This window comes from Pseudomonas rhizoryzae (genome assembly GCF_005250615.1).
GTDB lineage: Bacteria > Pseudomonadota > Gammaproteobacteria > Pseudomonadales > Pseudomonadaceae > Chryseomonas > Chryseomonas rhizoryzae.
Genome location: NZ_SULM01000001.1, coordinates 395,736 through 418,301, shown reverse-complemented (window position 1 = coordinate 418,301; position 22,566 = coordinate 395,736). Strand labels below are relative to the sequence as shown.

At 69.1% G+C, this 22,566-nt stretch carries 20 protein-coding genes and 1 other RNA gene; 14 read left to right on the top strand and 7 right to left on the bottom strand.

What is annotated here, in order from left to right; all coding sequences use genetic code 11:
* Positions 1-171 precede the first annotated feature (171 nt).
* From FAZ11_RS01840 to FAZ11_RS01810, 7 genes are all read right to left on the bottom strand, one after another.
* Positions 172-798 carry a response regulator transcription factor gene (locus FAZ11_RS01840; protein WP_058772960.1) on the bottom strand — a complete coding sequence of 209 codons (627 nt, stop codon included), beginning with the start codon at positions 796-798 and terminating at the stop codon, positions 172-174.
* A complete protein-coding gene (locus tag FAZ11_RS01835) occupies positions 795-1,853 on the bottom strand; it encodes a sensor histidine kinase (RefSeq protein ID WP_137279435.1) in 1,059 nt (352 codons plus the stop codon). Before FAZ11_RS01835 ends, FAZ11_RS01840 begins: the two co-directional genes overlap by 4 nt.
* Positions 1,854-1,893: 40 nt before the next feature.
* Positions 1,894-1,969: non-coding RNA, sX9 sRNA (locus FAZ11_RS01830), on the bottom strand.
* 61 nt (positions 1,970-2,030) lie between these two features.
* Positions 2,031-3,338 carry an ABC transporter ATP-binding protein gene (locus FAZ11_RS01825; protein WP_058776888.1) on the bottom strand — a complete coding sequence of 436 codons (1,308 nt, stop codon included), beginning with the start codon at positions 3,336-3,338 and terminating at the stop codon, positions 2,031-2,033.
* 13 nt (positions 3,339-3,351) lie between these two features.
* Positions 3,352-5,106, bottom strand: a complete 1,755-nt coding sequence (locus FAZ11_RS01820) for an ABC transporter permease (protein ID WP_137279434.1) — start codon at positions 5,104-5,106, stop codon at positions 3,352-3,354.
* 146 nt (positions 5,107-5,252) lie between these two features.
* A complete protein-coding gene (locus FAZ11_RS01815; protein ID WP_137279433.1) occupies positions 5,253-6,431 on the bottom strand; it encodes a sensor histidine kinase in 1,179 nt (392 codons plus the stop codon).
* Positions 6,428-7,114 carry a response regulator gene (locus tag FAZ11_RS01810; protein WP_058762585.1) on the bottom strand — a complete coding sequence of 229 codons (687 nt, stop codon included), beginning with the start codon at positions 7,112-7,114 and terminating at the stop codon, positions 6,428-6,430. Before FAZ11_RS01810 ends, FAZ11_RS01815 begins: the two co-directional genes overlap by 4 nt.
* Positions 7,115-7,211: 97 nt before the next feature.
* Here FAZ11_RS01810 and FAZ11_RS01805 point away from each other — a divergent pair, with 97 nt between their 5' ends.
* From FAZ11_RS01805 to FAZ11_RS01740, 14 genes are all read left to right on the top strand, one after another.
* The gene (locus FAZ11_RS01805) at positions 7,212-8,648 is read left to right on the top strand and encodes an efflux transporter outer membrane subunit (RefSeq protein ID WP_137279432.1); all 1,437 of its coding nucleotides are present in this window, start codon (positions 7,212-7,214) and stop codon (positions 8,646-8,648) included.
* Positions 8,649-8,659: 11 nt separating this feature from the next.
* Positions 8,660-9,445: a MipA/OmpV family protein gene (locus tag FAZ11_RS01800; RefSeq protein WP_137279431.1), complete on the top strand. Its 786-nt coding sequence runs from the start codon at positions 8,660-8,662 to the stop codon at positions 9,443-9,445.
* 14 nt (positions 9,446-9,459) lie between these two features.
* The gene (locus FAZ11_RS01795) at positions 9,460-10,551 is read left to right on the top strand and encodes an efflux RND transporter periplasmic adaptor subunit (protein WP_137279430.1); all 1,092 of its coding nucleotides are present in this window, start codon (positions 9,460-9,462) and stop codon (positions 10,549-10,551) included.
* A gap of 4 nt (positions 10,552-10,555) precedes the next feature.
* Positions 10,556-13,597, top strand: coding sequence for an efflux RND transporter permease subunit (locus FAZ11_RS01790; RefSeq protein ID WP_137279429.1), 3,042 nt, complete (start codon positions 10,556-10,558; stop codon positions 13,595-13,597).
* A gap of 90 nt (positions 13,598-13,687) precedes the next feature.
* Positions 13,688-14,689: a LacI family DNA-binding transcriptional regulator gene (locus FAZ11_RS01785; RefSeq protein WP_137279428.1), complete on the top strand. Its 1,002-nt coding sequence runs from the start codon at positions 13,688-13,690 to the stop codon at positions 14,687-14,689.
* A complete protein-coding gene (locus FAZ11_RS01780; RefSeq protein ID WP_137279427.1) occupies positions 14,686-15,702 on the top strand; it encodes an ABC transporter substrate-binding protein in 1,017 nt (338 codons plus the stop codon). Before FAZ11_RS01785 ends, FAZ11_RS01780 begins: the two co-directional genes overlap by 4 nt.
* A 1-nt stretch (position 15,703) precedes the next feature.
* Positions 15,704-16,561: an ABC transporter permease gene (locus FAZ11_RS01775; protein WP_137279426.1), complete on the top strand. Its 858-nt coding sequence runs from the start codon at positions 15,704-15,706 to the stop codon at positions 16,559-16,561.
* The gene (locus FAZ11_RS01770) at positions 16,558-17,352 is read left to right on the top strand and encodes an ABC transporter permease (RefSeq protein WP_074527975.1); all 795 of its coding nucleotides are present in this window, start codon (positions 16,558-16,560) and stop codon (positions 17,350-17,352) included. The genes FAZ11_RS01775 and FAZ11_RS01770 overlap by 4 nt, the downstream gene beginning before the upstream one ends.
* Positions 17,349-18,380, top strand: a complete 1,032-nt coding sequence (locus tag FAZ11_RS01765) for an ABC transporter ATP-binding protein (protein ID WP_058762576.1) — start codon at positions 17,349-17,351, stop codon at positions 18,378-18,380. Before FAZ11_RS01770 ends, FAZ11_RS01765 begins: the two co-directional genes overlap by 4 nt.
* 14 nt (positions 18,381-18,394) lie before the next feature.
* Positions 18,395-19,222 (top strand): phosphodiesterase, encoded by an 828-nt coding sequence (locus FAZ11_RS01760; protein ID WP_137279425.1) that lies wholly within the window; start codon positions 18,395-18,397, stop codon positions 19,220-19,222.
* 223 nt (positions 19,223-19,445) lie between these two features.
* Positions 19,446-20,132 (top strand): GntR family transcriptional regulator, encoded by a 687-nt coding sequence (locus tag FAZ11_RS01755; RefSeq protein WP_058772976.1) that lies wholly within the window; start codon positions 19,446-19,448, stop codon positions 20,130-20,132.
* A 40-nt stretch (positions 20,133-20,172) separates the two neighbouring features.
* Entirely contained in the window at positions 20,173-20,979 is an 807-nt protein-coding gene (locus FAZ11_RS01750; RefSeq protein WP_058772977.1) for an ABC transporter substrate-binding protein, read from the top strand.
* 12 nt (positions 20,980-20,991) lie between these two features.
* Positions 20,992-21,759 carry an amino acid ABC transporter permease gene (locus FAZ11_RS01745; RefSeq protein WP_058772978.1) on the top strand — a complete coding sequence of 256 codons (768 nt, stop codon included), beginning with the start codon at positions 20,992-20,994 and terminating at the stop codon, positions 21,757-21,759.
* 2 nt (positions 21,760-21,761) lie between these two features.
* Complete coding sequence (locus FAZ11_RS01740; protein WP_058772979.1) at positions 21,762-22,538, top strand: amino acid ABC transporter ATP-binding protein; 777 nt, start codon at positions 21,762-21,764, stop codon at positions 22,536-22,538.
* Positions 22,539-22,566: the final 28 nt, after the last annotated feature.

The window sequence follows — 22,566 nt, the reverse complement described above, 5'->3', positions numbered from 1 at the left end:
ACCTTGGCGTTGCCGCTTTCCGCGGCGGCGCTGGACTCACACGCCGCCTGGGAGGTAGAGGCCGCGTTACGGGCCACCTCTTCCTCAGTTCTTTAGCGCAACGGCAATTGGTAACGCCAACGTACTTCGCCTCGGGCGCTGGTCGCGGCGACCGCCTGCCACGCCGACGGGCTAGGCCCGCATCGCTTCCAACCGCTCCACCATCTTGACCAACTCCGCCAGCGAACCGGCCTGCAGCTTGCGCATGAGGGCGGCGCGGCGCACCTTGACGGTGATTTCGCTGACGCCCAGCTGAGCGGCGATCTGCTTGTTGAGCAGGCCGGTGACCACCCGCGCCAGCACGGCGCGCTCGCCGTCGTTGAGGGTCTCGACCCGGGCCTGCAACTCCTGCAGTTGCGCCCGCTGCGCATGGCTCTCCTGGGCCTTGCGCAGGGCTTGGTCGATGGCGTCGAGTAGATCCTGGTCGCGGAAGGGCTTGGTGAGGAATTCCAGGGCGCCCTGCTTCATGGCCCGTACCGACATGGGGATGTCGCCGTGACCGGTGATGAAGATGATCGGCAGGGCCAGTTCGCGGCGCTGCAGCTCTTGCTGCAGATCCAGGCCGTTCATGCCCGGCATGCGCACATCGAGCACCAGGCAGGCCGGGACGTCGAAGCGGGCCCGGTCGAGGAAGTCGGCCGCCGACACATAGCTATGGGTGTTGAGCCCCACGGACGCCAGTAGGTCTTCCAGGGCGGCGCGCACCGAGGCGTCGTCGTCCACCAGGTGGACCAGGGTGGGTGAAGCGAGCTCCGTCATGGTTCCTGATCCTTCGGCAGGCTGCAGTAGACGCCGGTCCCCCCCTCGGGCAACGAGGTGGCCCAGATCCGGCCGCCATGAGCTTCGACGATGGAGCGACTGAGCGCCAGCCCCAGGCCCATGCCCTGCTCCTTGGTGGTGTAGAAGGCTTCGAACATCTGCTCGCGAGCCGCAGGACTCAGGCCGCGACCGCTGTCTTCCACCCCCAGGCGGATACAGCCGGCGGTGTCCAGCGCCACCTGGATGATCACCCGGCGTTGCTCGGGCGGTACGCCCTCCAGGGCATCGAGGGCATTGAGCAGCAGATTGAGCACGACCTGCTGCAACTGACTGCGGTCGGCCAGCAACGGCGGCAGGCCCTCCTGCAGACGCACGTCCACCGCCACCTGACGCTGGACCAGCTCGGCCCGGACGAAGTCGAGCACCTGTTCCACGGTGTCGGCGACGTTCAGCCAATCCTTGGCCACCTGGGCCTGACGCACCAGGCCGCGCACCCGGGCGATCACCTCGCTGGCGCGATGGGCGTCGTCGATGACCCGTTGCGCCGCCTGTACCGCGCGCTCCACCTGCGGTGGCTGATTGGTCAGCCAGCGTTGGCAGGCATTGCCGCTGGCGGCGATGGCGGTGAGCGGCTGGTTGATCTCGTGGGCGATGGAGGCCGCCAGCTCGCCAAGCTGGCTCAGGCGCCCGGCCTGGGTCAGGCGCGTCCGTGCTGCCTCGGCGGCGCGCTTGGCAGCGTCCAGGCGCAAGGCCAGGGCGGCGACCGCGACGATGGCCAGCAGGCTGATGACGCAGTTGACCAGCCCGGCATCGCGGTCGCCGGTGCGGGTGATGACATAGCTGCACAGCACCAGCAGCGCACAGCCCAGCGCCGTGACGGTGACGCCGCGGGTGGAGAGAAAGCCCGCGGCCAGCAGCACCACCACCACTTGGAAGACGCCGATGGCGATCTCCCGGTCGGTGAAGGTATCCAGCAGCGCGATGCCGAGCGCCAGGGCGCAGAGGCCACCCAGGCGCAGCCAGTGGGTGGTGGTGGCGAAAGGTCGTCGATCCATGGCCAGTCTCTCGTTCGTAGTCGCGTGGACGTCCTAGAGCGGCTAACAAAACGTAGCGAGCGGCTGTCAGGCGGGTGCGCGCGGCGCGCAGGAACCGCAGTGTATGGGGGATACATGAGGATTCCGAGCACTGCACGCGCCCGTCTGGCGGACGCGCAGTAGTTTTATTAGTCGCTCTTAGCCCGGATTTTCCAGGCTGAACATGTCGGCCGCCTGATCATAGGCGAAGAGTTCACCATAGCGCCCCCATTGGATGGCGCTGCCAAGGGTGCGGGCGGCATCGGCCTCGTCCATGAAGTCCTCCAGCTCGTCGCGGAAACGCCGCGCCGGCGCAGTGTGGCCCTGGCGATCGTCCAGCACCCGACGGATATGGCCGACCAGGGGCACGAAGTTGAGCAATTGCCGGGCGAACAGTTGCTTGCGCACGTCCACGCCGGCTTCGACATAGGCGCGACCCGGCGCGAGCAGGCGCAGATCGCCGCCTTCCAGCACCGCGAAGCGCAGCAATTGCAGCACCTCGGCCAGGGGAAAGAGTTCATCCAGCGCGTAGCCCAGGCCCCCGGCCAATTCCGGCAGGTCGGCGCGGCCATTGTAGGGCGCGGCATGGACCGCCTCCAGCAGGCCGGCCAGGGCGTTGGTGGAGACGGTGGGCAGCAGCATGCCCAGGCCATTGCCGGGGAAGCCCCCCTCCTGGGCGGCCGGCGTGGCCTCCCCGGTCATGCGCACGTAGATTTCCTCCACCAGCTCGCGGAAGGCCGGATCGTGGCGATTGCGCGGCTGCGGCAGGTCGATGCGGATCTCGCTGGCGACCCGGCCCGGATTGCTGGAGAAGATCAGCACCCGGTCGCAGAGCAGCACCGCCTCGGCGATGTTGTGGGTGACCATGAGGATGGAGCGGATCGGCATGCGCCCCTCGACCCAGAGATCGAGCAGATCGGTGCGCAGGGTCTCGGCGGTGAGCACGTCCAGCGCCGAGAAGGGTTCGTCCATCAGCAGCACGTCCGGATGCACCACCAGGGCACGGGCCAGGCCGACGCGCTGGCGCATGCCGCCGGAGAGCTCCTTGGGATAGGCGCTTTCGAAGCCGTCCAGGCCGATCAGGTCGATGGCCGCCAGGGCGCGGCGGCGGCGTTCATCCAGCGGTACGTGCAGCGCCTCCAGGCCGATCTCGACGTTTTGCAGCACGGTCAGCCAGGGGAACAGGGCGAAGCTCTGGAACACCATGCTGACACGGGCGCGCTGGCCGTCGTCCTTGGGCGGAAAATCGACGGTGCCGCCGCTGGGAGTGATCAGCCCGGCGATGGACCTCAACAGGGTCGACTTGCCCGAGCCGGAACGGCCCAGCAGGCCGACGATCTCGTTTTCGTGCAGGGTCAGGGAGACCCCGTCGAGCACCACACGGGCCGGGCCGCCGGCGTTGCCGTAGAGCTGACGGACATCCTGGACGTCGATCAAGGGACGGGAATTTAGCGCGGTCAGGTTCATGGCGTTTCTCCTCTTAGTCGAGCCGCAGGCGCCGTTCGGCGTAGGCATACAAGGGCCGCCAGAGCAGCCGGTTGAATCCGAGCACGAAGACCGACATCACCACGATGCCCAGGGCCACGCGGGGGAAATCCCCGGCGGTGGTCATCTGCGCGATGTAGGCGCCCAGGCCATGGGCCTGCAGACGCTCGTTACCCCAGCTCACCACCTCGGCGACGATGCTGGCGTTCCAGGAGCCGCCGGCGGCGGTCAGGGCGCCGGTGACGTAGTAGGGAAAGATCGCCGGCAGGGCCAGTTGCCGCCACCACTGCCAGCGCTTGAGGCCGAACAACCGGGCCGCTTCGCGCAGGTCGTTGGGCACCACGCTGGCGCCGGCGATGACGTTGAACAGGATGTACCACTGGGTACCCAGCACCATCAGCGGCGACAGCCAGATGTCCGGATTCAGGTGGAAGCTGACGATGCCCACCACTGCCACCGGGAACAGCACGTTGGCTGGGAAGGCGGCGAGGAACTGGGCCACCGCCTGCAGCCGCTGCGACCAGCCCGGGCGCATGCCGATCCAGACCCCGATCGGCACCCAGATCAGGCTGGCGATGAGGATCAGCAGCAGGACCCGGACCATGGTGATCAGCCCCAGGCCGAACACCGAGATCACCTCGACCCAATAGACGCTCGCGGCGATGAAGCGGAACAGCGCATAGACCGCGTAGGGCAGCACCAGCAGCAGCAAGGCATACCAGAGCACGTCCAGCCCGCGCTGCAGCCAGGCGCGCCCCTGCGGCGCCAGGTGCCAGTGCGGCCAGGCCCGGCGGATCCGCGGGGTGGCGAGCTGGGTGCAGAAGCTGCCGAAGCCGGCCAGCACGCGACCCAGGCGGGCGCGGCGGACCAGGTCGTAGACCCAGGAGCGCGGCACCTGTTGGCTGGCGGTCTGCTCGACGCGGAAGCGATCGGCCCAGGCCACCACCGGCCGGAAGCACAGCTGGTCGTAGAGCAGGATCACCAGGCCCATGGCCAGCACCGCCCAGCCGATGGCGGCGATGTCCTGCTTGGCGATGGCCAGCGCCAGCCAGGAGCCGATGCCCGGCAGGTTGATGGTGTTGTCGCCGACGGTGATGGCTTCCGAGGCCACCACGAAGAACCAGCCACCGGACATGGACATCATGGTGTTCCACACCAGGCCGGGAATGGCGAAGGGCAGTTCCAGGCGGAAGAAACGGCGCCAGGGGGAGAGGCCGAACTGGCGACTCACCTGTTGCAGGTCCTCGGGCACGGTGCGCAGCGACTGGTAGAAGCCGAAGGCCATGTTCCACGCCTGGCTGGTGAAGATGGCGAAGATCGCCGCGCACTCGGCGCCCAGCTCCCGGCCGGGGAACAGGCCCATGAAGAAGCTCACGGTGAAGGTCAGGAAGCCGAGGATGGGCACCGACTGCAGGATGTCGATGGCCGGCAGGATGATCATCTCAGCCTTGCGGCTCTTGGCTGCCAGGGTGGCGAAGACGAAGGTGAACAGCAGCGAGGCGCCCAGGGCGATGAACATGCGCAGGGTGGTACGCAGGGCATACTCGGGCAGGCGCGCCAGGTCCAGGGTCACGGGATCGGCGTCCAGCACGGCCAGCGGCTCGCGCATCTCGCTGAAGCCGTGCCAGATGAGCGCCAGGGCGAGCAGGCCCAGCAGCAGGCAGAGGCCATCGGCCCAGAGGGAAGTCGGACGTTGCCGCGGCAGGCGCGGCGCCACGGCAGGGGCGTAGAGGCCAGGAAGGGTCTTCATGGCGTACCTCGTAGATCAGCGGGCCTAGGGAAACGGCCTGGCCCCTGCCGCGCAGGTTCCAGCCGCCGGGCTAATCTAGGTCCGCCGCGGCATCCAAGCCATTGAAACGATGGATGTCTGGCTATACCAAGGTATAGGTCAGGCGATCACAGCGGGGCGGCGACTCGCCCGGGCAACTCGATCCGCAGCAGCGCGCCGCCGCCGGGCCGCTCCAGCGCGCGGATCTGCCCCTGGTGGGCGACGCAGATGGCGCGGGCGATGGATAGCCCCAACCCGCTGCCGCCCAGGTGCCGCGCGCGGGAACTCTCGGCGCGCCAGAAGCGATGGAAGACCCGCTCCCGGTCGGCCTCCGGGATACCCGGGCCGCGGTCGCGGAATTCCAGGATCAGGCCGTCGGCCTGGGCCTGCTGGACGATCTGCAGCTCGCCCCCGCTGGCGCCATAGCGCAGGAAGTTTTCCAGCAGGATGGTGAGCAACTGGCCGATGCGCTCCCGGTCGGCGAACAGCTGCTGGCGCTCGTCCAGCTGCAGCTCGACGCGGACGCCCTCGGCCTGCAACTGCGGGGCGAACCAGGCCAGCCGCTCCTCCACCAGCGCCGCCAGGACGAAGGGCCGTCGATCCAGAGCCAGTTGCCCGGCCTCGGCGAGCGACAGGGTGTGCAGGTCGCCGACCAGGGTATTGAGCAGGTCGAGCTGGCGCTTGACCTGCTGCAACTGGCGGGCGTCGGCGGGCAAGACCTCGTCGAGGATGCCCTGCACCCGCACCGAGGCCGCGTTGAGCGGGGTGCGCAATTCATGGGCGAGGATGGCGCTGGAGTCGCGCACGTCATTTTCGTATTGCTGTAGGCGCGCGGTGAGGCTGTTGAAGTCCAGCGCCAGGCGCCGCACTTCCGCCGGTGCCGTCTCGGCCACGTCCAGCCGGGTGTCCAGCTCGCCCGAGGCGACCCGACGCGCGGCGGCAGCGATGGCGGAGAACTGGCTCGACAGCGGGCGCGACAGGCGGAAACCGGCCAGCAGGATCAGGGGTACGGCGGCCAACAGCAGGCCGGCCAGCACCCACCAGTCGCGGCTGGCGATGCCGGGCAGGAAATAGCGCACCGGGTAGTAGTGACTGAACAGCTCCCACAGCCGCGCCTCGTTCTGCTGCGGATCGGCGCGCAGCTGGAGGATTTCCGCCCGCGCCGCCGCTGGCACCTGGCGCAGCACCCACCAGTCGCCGAACAGGAACCAGAGGTACATGCCAGCGGCGATCGCCAGCACCGCGCCCAGCGCCAGCAGGCTCATGCGCCAGCCGACCCAGCGACCCAGGGGTGGCTGGCGGCTCATGCGAAGCGGTAACCGACGGCGCGGACCGTCACCGGCACTCCGGGTACGCCAGCGCTTTCCAGCTTGCGCCTGAGGTTGTGCAGATGGGTATCCACCACCCGCGCCAAGGCCTCGCTCTCCGGCAGGCAGCGCTCCAGCAATTCGTCGCGGGTAAAGGCCTTGTGCGGGGTACGCATCAGGGTGGTGAGCAGGCCGAACTCGGTGGGGGTCAACTCCAGCGCGCGCGGTTGGCCGCCCTGCTCCACCGTGGCGCTGAAACTCTCCAGGTCCACCGTCAGGGCGCCGTGGCGCAGCCAGCGCTCGTCGCGCGGCGCCTGGTGGCAGCGGCGCAGCACGGCATGCACCCGGGCCACCACCTCCTTGGGGTTGTAGGGCTTGACCACGTAGTCGTCGGCGCCATAGCGCAGCGCGCCGAGTTTTTCCGGCTCGTCGCCGATGGCGGTCACCATGATGACCGGGGTATCCCCCCTTCGACGGATCTGCGCCAGCACCTCGGTGCCGCCGAGCCGCGGCAGCATCATGTCCAGCAGCACCAGGTCGGGCTGCCGACGCTGGAACAGCTCCAGCCCCTGGTGGCCGTCTTCCGCGAGGACCACCGCGAAGCCGTCGCGCAGCAGATAGGCTTCCAGCACGCTGGCGCTGTCCGGGTCGTCCTCGACGATGAGTATGAGTTTGTCGCCCACGTCCGCTCTCTTGATCGAATCTCGACAATTCGCCGAAGGAATCTTGATCCGGCGTTCCTAGGCTGGCGATCAGCCTCTCAAGCCTGGTCGTCTCGCCATGTCCGTCGTCGCCCATTTCGCCCTGCGTTCGCTCGCCCTTGCCGCCTTGCTCGGCCTGGCGGGCTGTTCGCTGATTCCCGCCTATCAACGCCCGGCGCTGCCGATCCCGGCGCAGCAGGGCCAGCCCCTACGGGCGGCAGTCCCGCCGGCGGACCTCGCCCTGAGCCAGGACGAGCGGCAGTTACTCGCCGCGGTCAGTGACGAAGCCCTGTTGCCTGAACTGGTGATCCAGGCGTTGGCGGGCAATCGAGACTACCGGATAACGCAACTCAGGGTCGAGCAGGCCCGGGCGCAACTGGGGCTGCGCCAAGCCGAGCGCTGGCCCACCCTGGGCCTGGCCGTGCAGCGGCCCCGCCAGCGCTTCGCCGATCCGGCGCTGGACGAACGCTACCAGCAGGACCTGGCCACCGCCACGCTCGGCACGGACGACTTCGAGCTGGATTTCTTCGGTCGCCTGGCCAGCCTCGGTGAGGCGGCCCGGCACCAACTGCTGGCCAGCGAATACGGCCAGCAGGCCGCCCGCGGTGCCCTGGTGGCCGAGGTGGCGCGGCTGTTCCTGCTGGCGCGGGAGGCCGATGACCAGGTCGCCAGCAGCCAGGCACTGGACGCCCTCAGCGAGCAGCTGGTGCAACGCACCCAGGCCCTTATCAGCGCGGGTGAGCTGCCCGCGGCCGCCCTGGAACCCGTCAGCCAGGCCGCCCTGGAAAGCGGCCAGCAGGCGCGGCAGGCCCTGGCTCAGCGCGCCCAGGCCTACCAGGCGCTGGCCTGGGTCAGCGGATATCGACTGAGTCCGGCGCCCAGTGCACCCCGGCCGCTTTCCACCGGGCTGCCGGAAGCGCCCGGGGAGCTGGCCGACCTGCCCTCCACCCGCCTGCTGGAGCGTCTCGATGTCCGCGCTGCGGAAGAGCGGCTGCAGGCCGCCAACGCCAGTATCGGCGCCGCCCGCGCGGCCTTCTTGCCGAGCATCCGCCTGAGTACCGCCATCGGCCTGGCAAGCCCGGACCTGCAGAGTCTGCTCAGCGCCGGCCACGGCCTGCGCCTGCTCACCCCATCGCTGTCGCTACCGCTGCTCGACGGCGGGCGCAACCAAGCCAACCTGGACGCCGCGCGCATCGAGCGCGACCTGGCCGTCGCCGCCTACGAACGCACCCTGCAGGACGCCTTTCGCGAGGTGGCCGATGGCCTGGAAGAACGCCGCCAGCTGCTCGATCAATGGCGCAGCGGGGATGCCCAGGTACGCCTGGCCCGGGAGCGCAGCCAACGCCTGGAGCGCCAGTGGCAGGCCGGCGCCGGTAGCCCCACCGCCATCCTGGAAGCCGCACTCGACGACCTGCGCCGCACCGCTGCCTGGCGCCAGGCCGATCACGCCCTGCGGCTCAATCGCCTACGCCTGTATCGCGCTCTGCACGGCCTGGACAACCCCTCCGCTACCTGAGAGAACCCGTCATGCAACGTCCCCTCCTCCTACCGTTGTTGTTCTGCCTGCTACCCGCGGCCAGCCGTGCTACCGAGACCTCGCCCTGGGGCGACCATACCGAGGTCAACCTGGGCCTGGTGGCTGGCGTCGTCAGCCGCTACCTGGGCTCGGCCGACTATCGGCCGCAACTCCTGCCGCTGGTGGCAGTGCAGCGTGGCCTGTTCTTCGCCGACACCACTCGCGGCCTCGGCCTGCAATGGCTATCCGCCGGCGGCCTGACCCTGAGCGGCGCCCTGAACTATGACTTCGGTCGCGACGACCGGGACAACGCCTCGCGTCCCGGCGCCGATCGCCTGCGAGGCCTGGGCGAGGTCGGCGGCGCCAGCGTGCTCGATCTCAACCTGAGCCAGGCCCTGGCGCCCTGGCTCAGCCTCAACGCGGAGGGGGAATGGCGTCTGGCCGGCGCCCAGCGTGGCACGCGCTATCGCCTGGGGCTGGAAGCCATCGGCCTGCACACCGACCGCGACACCCTGGCCCTGGACCTGGATGCCCACGCCGGCGACCAGCGTTTCAACCAGACCTACTTCGGCGTCGACGCCGCCCAGAGCGCCGCCAGTGGCTTCGCCCAGGCGCGGCCGGACGCCGGCATCTATGCCTATTCGCTGGCCCTGAACTGGCTGCACAGCTTCGATCCGCACTGGAGTTCGGTCGCCACCCTGACCACGACCGATTACGGCGACCAGGTCCGCGACAGCCCCCTGCTGCAACGCGCCACTGCGACCACCGCCCAATTCGCCCTGACCTACAGTTTCTGATCCTGGAGCCTGCCATGCCCGGCCCGCACGCCCTCGTCCTGCCCCTCCTGCTCAGCGTGCTGCTGGGCGGCTGCTCACCGAGCGAAAGCCCCGCTCCTCAACCCGTACGGACCGTCAAGCTCGCGGAGGTGGGTAGCCTGGTGCCGCGCGCACCGCTGCTGCCGGGCCTGGTGCGCCAGCCGCGGGCGGCGATCCTGGCCTTCGAGAATCCCGGCCGGGTCCTCCAGGTGCTGGTGGAGGTAGGTACCCGGGTCGCGGCCGGCCAGGTGCTGGCAGAGCAGGATGCCGAGCCGGCGCGCCTGCGCCTCGCCCAGGCACAGGCGCGCCTCCAGGCCGCCAAAGTGGAGCTCGACCAGCGCCGCACCAGCCAGCGCCGTGCCAAGCGCCTGTCCGCCGACGGCAACCTCTCCGCCGCCGAGGTGGAGGCGGCCAACGCCGCTCAGGGCGCCGCCCAGGCCCAGCAGCGCGAGGCCGAAGCCGAACTGGCACTGGCACAGCGCGCCCTGGCGCAGACCCGGTTGCAGGCGCCCTTCGCCGGGCGGATCGTCAGTCGCATCGCCGCGCCCCTGCGCCTGGTCGGTGCCGGCGAGCCCCTGTTCGAGCTGCAGGCCGAGGGCGAACGCCAGGTGGTGGTGAACATCCCGGTCGCCCTCGCCAGCCAGTTGCAGCCGAATGCCACGGCCCAGGCATTCGCCAGCGGCGGCGGCACGCCCTTGGCGTTGCGCCTGGTTGGCGTCTCACCCCAGGCCGAGCAGGGTCTGTTGCAGGAGGCCATCTTCACCCTGGACCCCAGCGCCAACGCCCTGCCCAGCGGCAGCCTGCTGGACGTGCGCCTGCCCCTGCCCCTCGCCGACACCCTGGCGGTGCCCCTGGGCGCCCTGCTGCCAGGCCAGGACGGTAATACCGGCAACGTTTACGTCTATCAGGCCGCGACCCAGCAGGTGCACGCGCGCGCCGTGACCTTCGGCGCCCTGCAGGACGGCCAGGTGCTGATCGACGGTGGCCTGGCGGCAGGCGAGCGGATCGTGGTGGCCGGGGCCGCCTTCCTGCGCAGCGGTGAACGCGTGCAGCCCTATCAACCCAGCACCCTGCTCACCCGGGAGTAAGGCCATGTCCCTGACCTATCTCGCCCTGGCTCGCGGCCGCCTGGTGCTGTTTCTCGCCATCGCACTGCTGCTGGGCGGCGCCCGTGCCTTCCTCGGTTTTCCGTCCCAGGAGGAACCCAGCGTGACCATCCGCGACGCCCTGGTCAGCGTCGCCTTGCCCGGTCTACCCAGTGACCGGGTCGAAGAACTGCTGGCCAAGCCCCTGGAGGACCGCCTGCGCGAATTGCCCGAACTCAAGACCCTGGTGACCACCCTCAGACCGGGCCAGGCCATCATCCAGCTCACCGCCCGCGACGAGATCAAGGACCTGCCCGCACTCTGGCAGCGGGTGCGCAACAAGGTCGGCGAGGTCGCCGCGAGTCTGCCGGAAGGCACCCAGGGCCCCCAGGTGGACGACGACTTCGGCCGGGTGGCGGTGGCGTCCATCGCCGTGACCGCACCCGGCTTCTCCCTGGCCGAGCTGCGCGGCGAGGTCGAACGGCTGCGGCGTGCTCTCTATGACCTGCCGGGGGTGGAACGTATCGCCCTCTATGGCCTTCAGCAGGATCGCCTCGTGCTGGAGCTTGCGCCCACCGTCCTGGCCCGCCTGGGACTGACACCCCAGGGGCTGCTCGCGCAACTGCGCGCGCGCAATCTGCTAGTCAGCGGCGGCAATGCGCGGCAGGGGGGCCGCGATCTGAGCCTGGCCATCAGCGGGGAGCTGTCCGACCCCGCCGCACTCCGCACCCTGCCGATCCAATTGCCCGACGGTCGCGCCCTGCCCCTGGGCGAGCTGGCCCAGGTCGACGTCGAACCCGAGCAGGCTCCGCAGAGCGCCGCCTTCTACCGGGGCGAGCGGGCGGTGGTCCTGGGCATCGCCATGCTGCCGGGGCGCAGCGTCGAGGCCTTCGGCGAAGCGCTGCACGCTCGCCTGAAGGAACTGCAAGGCACCCTGCCCTCCGGCTTCGCCCTGCACCGGGTGACCTTCCAACCCGAGGTGGTGCACCACGCCATGGACCGCATGCAGCACGTGCTGCTGGAAACCATGGCCATCGTCATGGCGGTGGTCATGCTGTTCCTGGGCTGGCGCCTCGGCCTCATCGTCGGCACCATCGTGCCGCTCACCGTGCTGGCGACCCTGCTGGTCATGCGCGCCCTGGGCATCGAGCTGCAGACGGTGTCCATCGCCGCCCTCATCCTCGCCCTGGGCCTCCTGGTGGACAATGGCATCGTCATCGCCGAGGACATCGAGCGGCGTCTACGTGCCGGCGAGGGGCGCCGCGCCGCCTGCGAGGCCGCCGGGCGGACCCTGGCGGTGCCGCTGCTGACCTCCTCGCTGGTGATCATCCTGGCCTTCTCGCCGTTCTTCCTCGGCCAGACCAGCACCAATGAATACCTGAGGTCCCTGGCCGTGGTGCTGGCCCTCACCCTGCTGGGCTCCTGGGTACTGAGCCTGACCGTGACGCCGCTGCTCTGCCTGCGCCTGGTACCCGATCCGGTCCACGCCACCGCTGTCGCCAGCGGCGCCCTGCACGGTGGCTACCGACGCCTGCTGCAGGTGCTCTTGCGGTACCGGGTCGCCTACCTCCTGGCCATGCTGGCCCTCCTCGCCGTGGCCACGCTCAAGCTACTCAGCCTGCCCTACGATTTTCTGCCGCCCTCGGACCGCAACCAATTCCAGATCCCCCTCCAGCTGGAGCCCGGCACCCAGACCGCGCGCACCCTGGAACGCATGCAGGCATTCAGCCGTTGGCTGGGCGAAGACCCGGACATCGTCGAGAGCATCGGCTACGTCGCCGACGGCGGCCCGCGTATCGTGCTTGGCCTCAATCCGCCGCTGCCGGGTGCCAACGTCGCCTATTTCACCGTCACCACCCGCCCCGACGCCGACCTCGAGCAGGTCATGGCCCGGGTGGGCGACTACCTGGCACGCCAGTACCCCGACGTCCGCGCCCAGCCCAAGCGCTTCTCCCTGGGCACCACCGAGAGTGGCCTGGCGGTTTACCGCCTGAGCGGTCCGGACGAAGCCACCCTGCGCCGACTCGGCGCGCAACTGGAGGAACTGCTCGCCGCCGTGCCCGGCACGCGGGACATCCAGAACGACTGGGGCCCGCGCCTGCTGCGCTACCGCGTCCAGGTCGACCAGGCCCTAGCCCGCGCTGCCGGGGTCGACAGCCAAGACCTGGCCCAGGCTCTGCAACTGGTCGGTGACGGTCTCGGCGGCGCCCAGCTGCGCGATGGTCAATATAGGGTCGACGTCGTCGCACGCAGCCGCCGAGCCCTCCCCGGCGCGCTGGCCGACACCCTGGTCTATCCCCATGGCGGTGGCCCGTCGCTCCCCCTCGCCGCCATCGCCCAGGTCGAACTCGGCAGCGAGGCCGGGGTGAAGGTCCGGCGCAACCTGATTCCCACCCTCACCGTCAGCGCGCGCAATCCCGGGATGACCGCCGCTACCCTGGTCGCGACGCTCGCCCCCCAGTTGCCCACCTTGCAGTTGCCAGCCGGTTACCGCCTGGAGCTGGGTGGCGAGATCGAGGATTCCGCCGCCGCCAACGATGCCCTGCTGCGCTACCTCCCCCTGGCGGTGGTGGCCATGCTGCTGCTCTTCCTCTGGCAATTCGATTCCTGGCGCAAGGTGCTCATCATCGTCGCCAGCATCCCCTTCATCCTCATCGGCGTCGCCCTGGCGCTCTGGCTCAGCGGCTACCCCTTCGGCTTCATGGCCACCTTCGGCCTGCTGTCCCTGGGCGGCATCATCGTCAACAACGCGGTACTCCTGCTCGAACGCATCGAGATCGAGCGGCAAGCCGGCAAAGCCCTGGTGCCCGCGCTGCTGGACGCCGCCGGCGAACGACTGCGACCCATCCTCATGACCAAGCTCACCTGCATCCTCGGGCTCATCCCGCTCATGCTCTTCGGCGGCCCGCTGTGGACCGGCATGGCCATCAGCATGATCGGTGGCCTGGCCCTGGGCACCCTGGTGACCCTGGGGCTGATCCCGGTGCTCTACGGACTGCTGTATGAACCGCGCCCGCCTGGACAGCCGAACTCGTCTCGCCCGCGCTGAGCGGCGAAATTTCATCTGACTGTCATCGCAACGACACAGACGGCGGGCACTGTCTGCACTCGATGAGATCGATCTCAAAACGAGGCAGGCATGACCGATCTGAAACAGGTGGCGCAGCAGGCCGGGGTATCCCGGGCCACGGCGGCGCGGGCTTTCGCCAACCCCGAGCAGGTACGCGAGAGGACCCGTGAGCGGGTGCTGGACGCCGCACGCAAACTCAATTTCCGCCCCAATCTGCTGGGCCGCCAGTTGCGCCAGCAGAGCACCCGGCTGATCGGCGTGGTGGTACCCAGTCTGCTCAACCCGGTGTTCGCCGAACAATTGCACGCCATGGAGCGCAGCGCCCGCAGCCAGGGCTATTCGCTGGTGATCGCCACCACCGACTACCAGCCCGAGCGCGAGGCGGCAGTGGTGGAAGAACTCTTGCGCCAGCGCGTCGCCGGCCTGGTGCTGACGGTGGCCGATGCCGACCGCAGCCAGGTGCTGGCCGAGCTGAGTCGCGAGCGCACGCCCTTCATCCTCGCCTATCACGAACCCCAGAAACCCTATGCGGCGGTAGCGGTGGACAACCGCCAAGGCATGGCCATGGCCACCGAGCACCTGCTCGGCCTGGGTCATCGCCGCATCGCCCTGGTCTCGGGTCCGGCGCTGCAGTCGGATCGCAGCGAGCGCCGCTTCGCCGGCTATTGCCAGGCCATGGCCGCCGCCGGCCTGCCGCCGCTGCCGCGCCTGGAGCTGGCCAGCCACACCGACGCCGACTGGGCCGAACTCGCCCCGCGCCTGGAGCGCGACGCCCCGACCGCCTTGCTGTGCACCAACGATCTGCTGGCGCTGAGTGTCATCGCCGAGTTGCAACGCCACGGGGTGCCGGTACCCGGCGACCTCTCGGTGGTGGGCTTCGATGGCATCGCCATGGGTGCGCGCCTCGAACCCAGCCTGTGCAGCGTCATGCAGCCCCTGCAGAGCCTGGGCGCCCTCCTCGTCACCGAATTGCTGGCGCTGATCGCCGGCAGTGCCATCTACCAGCAGTGCCTGCCCTGCCTCGTCCGTCCCGGCACCAGTGCCGGTCCCCTGAAGGAGCCTTGCCAATGAAATCCCGCTTCCCGTTACGTCATCTCCTGGCCGGTCTGGCCCTGGCCTGCGGTCTGGCCAGCGCCCAGGCCGCCGAAGAAACCGCCATCTGCTACAACTGCCCGCTGGAGTGGGCCGATTGGGGTGAACAGCTCAAGGCCATCGCCGCCGATACCGGCATCCACGTCCCCCAGGACAACAAGAACTCCGGCCAGGCCCTGGCCCAGCTGGTCGCCGAGCGCGACGCGCCGGTGGCCGACGTCGTCTACTACGGGGTGACTTTCGGCATCCAGGCGGAAAAAGCTGGGGTACTGGCCCCCTACCAGCCCAAGCACTGGGACCAGGTGCCCGCCGGCCTGAAGGACCCCAAGGGTGAATGGACCGCCATCCACTCCGGCACCCTCGGCTTCATGGTCAACACCCAGGCGCTGGGCGGCAAGCCGGTCCCGCAGAGCTGGGCCGATTTGCTCAAGCCCGAGTACCGCGGCCTGGTGGGTTACCTGGACCCGTCCAGCGCCTTCGTCGGCTACGTGACGGCGGTGGCGGTCAACCAGGCCATGGGCGGCGATCTCGACAACTTCGGCCCAGCGCTGAGTTTCTTCAAGAAGCTGGCCGCCAACGACCCCATCGTGCCCAAGCAGACCGCCTATGCGCGAGTGCTCTCGGGTGAGATCCCGATCCTGGTCGACTATGACTTCAACGCCTATCGCGCCCGCTATAAGGACAACGCCCCGGTGACCTTCGTGATCCCCCAGGAAGGCAGCCTGACGGTGCCCTACACCATGAGCCTGGTGAAGGGTGCGCCGCACCGCGCCAATGGCGAGAAGGTGCTGGACTTCGTGCTGTCGGACAAGGGCCAGGAACTCTGGGCCAAGGCCTATCTGCGCCCGGTGCGCGACGTGCCGCTGCCCGCCGAGGTGAAGTCGCGCTTCCTGCCGGCCGCCGACTATGCCCGCGCCCACACGGTGGACTATGGCCACATGGCGGCGGTCCAGGAAGCCTTCGCCAAGCGCTATCAGGCCGAGGTGCGCTGACATGCAGGACCTCGCCGTCTCCCTCGGGCGCCAAAGGGTGCCGCGCCGGCTACCCTGGCCGGTCCTCGTCGCCCTGGCGCCGGCGAGTGCCTTCCTGCTGGCCGCCTGGCTGCTGCCACTGGCGCACCTGCTGGTACTCGGCGCCAGCCGCGATGACAGCGGCACCTCGGGCTACTGGGCGGTGCTGACCAGCAGCGCCTATCTCTCCGGGCTGGGGCAGACGGTGGTCCTGGCCGCCGTCACCACCCTGGCCACCCTCGTCGTGGCCGGCATCGCCGGCTGCTTCCTGGCGCGCCATGCCTTCGTCGGGCGTAGTCTGCTGGTGGCCCTGCTGACCTTTCCGCTGGCCTTTCCCGGCGTGGTGGTGGGCTTTCTCATCATCCTGCTCGGCGGCCGCCAGGGCCTGTTCGCCGACCTGGGCCGCAGCCTCTTCGGTGAGCCCTGGGTGTTCGCCTATTCGCTGTTCGGCCTGTTCCTCGGCTATCTCTACTTCTCCATCCCGCGGGTGATCCTCACGGTGATGGCCGCCTGCGAAACCCTCGACACCAGTCTCGAAGAAGCCGCCCGCTCCCTGGGCGCCGGCCTCTTCGCCGTGGTGCGCGACGTGCTGATCCCAGGCCTGATGCCGGCGCTGCTGTCCAGCGGCGCCCTCTGCTTCGCCACCGCCATGGGCGCCTTCGGCACCGCCTTCACCCTGGGCACGCGCCTGGCGGTGACGCCGGTCGCCATCTACGACACCTTTACCAACTTCGCCAACTTCAGCGTGGCCGCGGCGCTCTCGGTGGTTCTCGGCCTGGTCACCTGGCTGGTACTGCTACTGGCGCGGCGCCTGGGCGGGACCGAAGGAGACCTGCGATGAACCGACCCCTGCGTTTCTGGCTGCAACTGCTGTTCACCCTGCTGGTGGCGGCGTTCCTGCTGGTGCCGGTTCTGCTCTCGGTACTGGCCGGCCTCACCCGCAACTACTTCCAGGGCCTCGCCAGCGGCCTCACCTTCGAGTGGGTGGTGCAGGTCTGGCAGGCCTATGCGCCCACCGTCTGGCTGTCGCTGCAACTGGCGCTGGGCACGGCGGCGCTTGCGGTACTGCTCGGGGTGCCGGCGGCCTATGCCCTGGTGCGGCTGGACAACAGGTTCGCCCGCGCCTTCGAGGAATTGCTGGTGCTGCCGGTGGCCATGCCCGGCTTCGCCTCGGCCCTGGCGCTGTTGCTGACCTACGGCCATTTCGGCGGCTTTCGCCGCAGCCCGGCGATCATCCTGGTCGGCCACCTGCTGTTCACCCTGCCGTTCCTGATCCGCCCGGTGATGGCCGTGCTGCGCCGCTGCCAGCTGCCGCTGTTGGAAGAAGCCGCGGCCAGCCTCGGTGCCGGCCCCTGGCGGCGCTTCTTCGGTGTGGTGGTGCCCAACGCCCGCGCCGGCATCCTGGCCGGCAGCCTGATGGTGATCACCCTGTCGCTGGGTGAATTCAACCTCACCTGGATGCTGCATACCCCCATGACCAAGACCCTGCCGGTGGGCCTGGCCGACAGCTACGCCTCGGCGCGGTTGGAAGTCGGCTCCGCCTACACCCTGATCTTCCTCTGTCTGATCGTGCCGCTGCTGATCGCCCTCCAGGCCCTCAGCGCCCGCCTCTCCCGTGGAGCCCTGCGATGACCCAAGGTACCGCCGTCCGCCTGCGCCACTGCGCCAAGACCTTTGCCGGAGGCCGCCAGGTGCTGCAGCCCCTGGACCTCGACATCCACCCGGGCGAGACCCTGGTGTTCCTCGGCCCCTCCGGCTGTGGCAAGACCACCACCCTGCGGCTGATCGCAGGCCTGGAGCAGCCCGACGCCGGCGGCCAGGTGCTGTTCGACGACCGCGACGTCACCGCCCTGCCCATCGAACGCCGCGACGTCGGCATGGTGTTCCAGAACTACGCCCTGTTCCCCAACCTGGACGTGGCCGGCAACATCGCCTACGGCCTGAAGATCCGCGGCCTGGCGCGTGCCGAGCGCGACGCCCGGGTCGCCGAATTGCTGGCCATGATGCAATTGGAGGCCCTGGCCGAGCGGCGCATCCAGCAACTCTCCGGCGGCCAGCGCCAGCGTGTGGCCCTGGCCCGCGCCCTGGCGCCGCGGCCACGGGTGCTGCTGTTCGACGAACCCCTGGCGGCGCTCGATGCCCAGTTGCGCGAGCAATTGCGCGCCGACATCGGCGCCTTGCTGCGCGAACTGGGCACCACCGCGGTCTATGTCACCCACGACCAGCAGGAAGCCCTGGCCCTGGGCGATCGCATCGTGGTGATGGGCGAAGGCCGCATCGCCCAGATCGGTACTCCGGCGCAGATCTATCGGACACCGGCCAGCCGGTTCGTCGCCGGCTTCGTCGGCCAGCTCAACCGCTTCGAGGTACGCAGCCAGGTCGGCAGCGAGGTGGCGGTCGCCGGCGGCCGTCTACCCTGGAACGGCCAGGCCACCACCCTGTTCTGCCGCCCGGAGCACCTGGAACCCAGCCCGACACCCGCGCACCTCACCGGCGTCCTGGTTGGCCAATTCTTCCAGGGCACCCATTCGCGATTGCTGGTGGAAGTAGGTGCCGATCAACCCCTGCTGGTGGACACCGCCCAGAACATCGCTGCCCAACCGGGCGATCTGCTGCACCTGAGCGTCAGCCCCGCCGCCCTCTTCACCCTGGCTTCTTGATCCTGGAGCTTTCGATGTCCGAATCCTTTCTGTTGGCTCACCTGAGCGACCTGCACATCAAGGCCGGCGGCCGGCTGTCCTACGGGGTGGTCGACACCCTCAACGCCCTGCGCACCGCCGTGGCCTGCCTCAACGCCCTGCAACCACGCCCGGACGCCCTGGTCATCACCGGCGACCTGGTGGACTTCGGCACGCCCGAGGAATACGCCACCCTGCGCGAGGTACTGGCCGAGCTGGCGATGCCCTTCTTTGTCATCCCCGGCAACCATGACGACCGCGCCGCCCTGCGCGCCGCCTTCGCCGATCACCCCTACCTGCCGGCCAGCGGCACCCTGGAGTGGCAGCAGGACTGCGGCCCGCTGCGACTGATCGGGCTGGACACCCATATTCCCGGCGAGCACGGCGGTCGGCTCGACGCCGCGCAATTGGCCTGGCTCGACGACCAGCTCGGCCGGGCACCCGCCCAGCCGACCCTGGTCCTGCTGCACCATCCTCCGTTCAGCGTCGGCATCGGCCACATGGATCGCATCGGCCTGGAGGGCAGCGCCGAGCTGGAAGCCGTGATCCGCCGCCATCCCCAGGTGGAGCGCCTGCTCTGCGGTCACCTGCACCGGCTGATCCAGCGCCGCTTCGGCGGCACCCTGGCCTGCGTCTGCCCCGGCGTCTCGCACCAGGTCGACCTGGACCTGCGCGAGGCGGCGCCTTCGCGCTTCCGCCTGGAGCCGCCGGGCCTGTTGCTGCATCGCTGGGCCGACGGCGCGCTGGTCACCCACTATCTGCCGCTGGGCGACTATCCGGGTCCCTATCCCTTCTTCGCCGCCGATGGGCAGTTGCTGGACTGACAGCCAGGCGGACGGGCGCCCGGTGCGCCCGTTCCGCTGCGCGGCAGCGTGCCCTGCTTCGGGTCCTCGGGTAGCGGAGAAGATCCCGCGCGAACCAAGGTGGTGCAAAAGGTAACGCCCTCCAGGGGCGCTCTACCTCGCGGCTCAGCAAAGGCGCGCCCTCCGCCCCCTGGCATGTCCCTTGCCTTGGCAGATTGGATACAAAAATCCAGGAAGCCAGTTCATGCCGCTATCCGCCCTGTCCCGTTCCGCGCCGCTCAGCGCCGAAGAAGAGGCCTATCGCCACCTGCTGCAGGCCATTTGCGCCGGGCGTTATCGCAACGGTGACCGGCTGATCGCCGAGGACATCGCCAGCAGCCTGGGCATGAGCCGTATGCCGGTGCGCAGCGCCTTCCAGCGCCTGGCCGCCGAAGGCCTGGTGACCCTGAGGCCGCACCGCGGCGCCGTGGTGAGCGGCCTGGACCTGGCCGACATGCGCGAGGTGTTCGAGATGCGCAGCGCCCTGGAAGGCCTGGCCATCCGCCTGGCCACGCCCCAGGTCGGTCCGCGAGAAATGACCCGCCTGGAACGCCTGCTGGAAGACCTGGACGAGGAAGACGACCCCAGCGCCTGGGTCGCGCAGCACCGCGCCTTCCACGAATACCTGTGCAGCTTGGCCGAACGGCCGCGGCTGTTGCGGCAGATCACCAGCCTCTATGCGCTGATCGAGCCGCACATGCTGCTCTGGCTGCACGTCGACCGCCCCCAGTCGGCGCGCGACGAGCACGCGCCCATCCTCGCCGCCCTGCGCGCCGGCGATGCCGCCGCGGCCGAGCGGGTCCTGCGCGAGCACATCGAGAGCACGGTGCCCGACCTGCTGACCTTCATCGAACGATCGGGCGATCAGACCCGAAGTGAACCCCGAAGCTGAGCCATCCGCCCTGCCGCCCCTCGTCCTCCCGGAGTTGACCATGTCCCGCCACCGGCTTTCCTGCAGTCTGCTCGCCCTGACCCTCGCCGCCGGCCTCGCCCAGGCCGCTCCCCAGATTCCCGAACGCCTGGCCAAGGCGCCGAAGATCACCTATTGCGGTGCCCTGGATACCCCGCCGATCGGCTTCTTCGATGCCAACCAGAAACCCCAGGGCCTGACCGTCGACCTCGGCGCCGAGATCGCCAAGCGCCTTGGCGACAAGAAGGTCGACTGGCGCGTAGTGCCCTTCTCCGGGCTGATCCCGGCGCTGCTCGCCGGCCAGTGCGATCTGCTGGTCGACCAGTTGTTCGACAAGCCCGAGCGCCGCCAGGTGATCGACATCGTCGACTACATGTACTCCAGCCAGGCGGTGGTGGTGCCGGCCGGCAACAAGGCCGGCATCCATACCCTGGACGACCTCACCGGCAAGAAGGTGGCGGTACTCAACGGCTCCACCATCCGCACCCTGCTCGAAGCCCACAACGAGGAGCTGAAGAAGGCCGGCAAGGCGCCCATGAAGCTGGTGGCCTACAACACCGACACCGATGCCTTCCAGGCCCTGCGCCTGGGCCAGACCGACGCCTACGGCACCACGGTGGAAACCGCCGCCTATTACCAGAGCGTGGCGCCCGGCCAGTTCGAGACCGGCGTGCCGGCCTTCGCCCGCATCCTCACCGGGATCGGGGTGCGCAAGGACGACACCCAGCTCAGCGTCGCCCTCACCCAGATCCTCAAGGACATGCAGGCCGACGGCAGCTACGCCGCCCTCATGGCGAAGTGGCACCTGGAAGGCGACAAGCTCGACTAAAGGAAGGGCACGATGAACTTCAGCTGGCCGGTGTTCTGGCAGTACCTGCTGCACCCGAGCGACGTCTACCTCTACGGCCTCGGGCTGACCTGCGTCATCGCCATCAGCGCCATGCTGCTGGGCTGCGCGCTCGGGCTCTTGGCGGCGCTGGCACGACTGTCGCGCTACCGGGCGCTGCAGTACCCGGTGCGCTTCTATGTCTGGCTGATGCGTGGCACGCCGCTGCTGGTGCAGATCGTCTTCCTCTACACGGCCCTGGCGGCTGGCGGCATCTTTCGCTTCGAGGACCTCGACCTGGGCTTTTTGGTGATCCCCGGCAACATCCAGGCGGCCATCATCGCCCTGGGGTTGAACGAAGGCGCCTACATGGCCGAGATCATCCGCGCCGGCATCGGCGCGGTGGATCGCGGCCAGTACGAGGCGGCCCGCTCCCTGGGCATGACGCCGGCCAAGCTGATGCGGCGCATCGTGCTGCCCCAGGCGCTGCGGGTGATCATTCCGCCGCTCGGCAACGAGTTCAACGTGATGCTCAAGAACACCACCCTGGTCAGCGTCATCGGGGTGCAGGAGCTGCTGCTCAGCACCCAGATGATCACCTCGGCGACCTTCCGCGTCTTCGAGCTGTACCTGGTGGTGGCCATCTACTTCCTGGTGCTGACCACCCTCTGGGGCGTCTTCCAGGCCTGGCTGGAGCGGCGCTTCGGCAAGGCCGACGGTCACAGGCCAACCGCCACCGGCCGGCTGTTCAGCCTGCAAGCCTTCAAGCTGAGAGGACGCTAGCCATGCCGACCACGCAAGAACCCGTGATCCAGGCGCTGGAGGTGCACAAGGCCTTCGGCGAGCTGGACATCCTCAAGGGTGTGACCCTGGAGGTGCACCGCGGCGAGGTGGTGGTGCTGATCGGCGCCTCCGGCTCGGGCAAGACCACCTTCATCCGCTGCCTCAACCACCTGGAAGACATCCAGGGCGGCACCATCCGCGTCAACGGCGAGTTGATGGGCTTTCGTGAGCGCCCCGACGGCAGCCGGGTGCGCGACTCGGAACGCAACATCGCCCGTCGCCGCCGCGACATCGGCATGGTCTTTCAGAGATTCAATCTGTTCCCGCACATGACGGTGCTGGAAAACATCATCGAGGCACCCATCCAGGTGCTCGGCGTGGCGCGCGCCGCCGCCGTGGAGCAGGCCCGCGCCCTGCTCGCCCGGGTGCGGCTGTCCGACAAGGCCGACCACTATCCGGCGCAACTCTCCGGTGGCCAGCAGCAGCGCGTGGCCATCGCCCGCGCCCTGGCCATGAAGCCCCAGGCCATGCTGTTCGACGAACCCACCAGTGCCCTCGACCCGGAAACCGTGGGCGAGGTGCTGCAGGTGATGAAGGAACTGGCCGAGGACGGCATGACCATGGTGGTGGTGACCCACGAGATGGGCTTCGCCCGCGAGGTGGCCGACCGCGTGGTGGTGCTGCACCAGGGCGAACTGATCGAGGAAGGTCCACCGGCCCAGGTGTTCGGCAATCCCACCCATCCGCGCACCCGCGAATTCCTGAGCCGCGTGCTCTGATCCAACCTAGATCTTGAAGACGAGCCTG

Excerpts from the sequence above, each read along its gene's own strand:
- FAZ11_RS01770 (WP_074527975.1), top strand. The coding sequence starts at position 16,558 with ATGAACCGACCCCTGCGTTTCTGGCTGCAACTGCTGTTCACCCTGCTG.
- FAZ11_RS01805 (WP_137279432.1), top strand. The coding sequence starts at position 7,212 with ATGTCCGTCGTCGCCCATTTCGCCCTGCGTTCGCTCGCCCTTGCCGCC.
- FAZ11_RS01835 (WP_137279435.1), bottom strand. The coding sequence starts at position 1,853 with ATGGATCGACGACCTTTCGCCACCACCACCCACTGGCTGCGCCTGGGT.
- FAZ11_RS01795 (WP_137279430.1), top strand. The coding sequence starts at position 9,460 with ATGCCCGGCCCGCACGCCCTCGTCCTGCCCCTCCTGCTCAGCGTGCTG.
- FAZ11_RS01775 (WP_137279426.1), top strand. The coding sequence starts at position 15,704 with ATGCAGGACCTCGCCGTCTCCCTCGGGCGCCAAAGGGTGCCGCGCCGG.
- FAZ11_RS01825 (WP_058776888.1), bottom strand. The coding sequence starts at position 3,338 with ATGAACCTGACCGCGCTAAATTCCCGTCCCTTGATCGACGTCCAGGAT.
- FAZ11_RS01740 (WP_058772979.1), top strand. The coding sequence starts at position 21,762 with ATGCCGACCACGCAAGAACCCGTGATCCAGGCGCTGGAGGTGCACAAG.
- FAZ11_RS01785 (WP_137279428.1), top strand. The coding sequence starts at position 13,688 with ATGACCGATCTGAAACAGGTGGCGCAGCAGGCCGGGGTATCCCGGGCC.
- FAZ11_RS01820 (WP_137279434.1), bottom strand. The coding sequence starts at position 5,106 with ATGAAGACCCTTCCTGGCCTCTACGCCCCTGCCGTGGCGCCGCGCCTG.
- FAZ11_RS01760 (WP_137279425.1), top strand. The coding sequence starts at position 18,395 with ATGTCCGAATCCTTTCTGTTGGCTCACCTGAGCGACCTGCACATCAAG.
- FAZ11_RS01815 (WP_137279433.1), bottom strand. The coding sequence starts at position 6,431 with ATGAGCCGCCAGCCACCCCTGGGTCGCTGGGTCGGCTGGCGCATGAGC.
- FAZ11_RS01750 (WP_058772977.1), top strand. The coding sequence starts at position 20,173 with ATGTCCCGCCACCGGCTTTCCTGCAGTCTGCTCGCCCTGACCCTCGCC.
- FAZ11_RS01745 (WP_058772978.1), top strand. The coding sequence starts at position 20,992 with ATGAACTTCAGCTGGCCGGTGTTCTGGCAGTACCTGCTGCACCCGAGC.
- FAZ11_RS01765 (WP_058762576.1), top strand. The coding sequence starts at position 17,349 with ATGACCCAAGGTACCGCCGTCCGCCTGCGCCACTGCGCCAAGACCTTT.
- FAZ11_RS01840 (WP_058772960.1), bottom strand. The coding sequence starts at position 798 with ATGACGGAGCTCGCTTCACCCACCCTGGTCCACCTGGTGGACGACGAC.
- FAZ11_RS01790 (WP_137279429.1), top strand. The coding sequence starts at position 10,556 with ATGTCCCTGACCTATCTCGCCCTGGCTCGCGGCCGCCTGGTGCTGTTT.
- FAZ11_RS01800 (WP_137279431.1), top strand. The coding sequence starts at position 8,660 with ATGCAACGTCCCCTCCTCCTACCGTTGTTGTTCTGCCTGCTACCCGCG.
- FAZ11_RS01755 (WP_058772976.1), top strand. The coding sequence starts at position 19,446 with ATGCCGCTATCCGCCCTGTCCCGTTCCGCGCCGCTCAGCGCCGAAGAA.
- FAZ11_RS01780 (WP_137279427.1), top strand. The coding sequence starts at position 14,686 with ATGAAATCCCGCTTCCCGTTACGTCATCTCCTGGCCGGTCTGGCCCTG.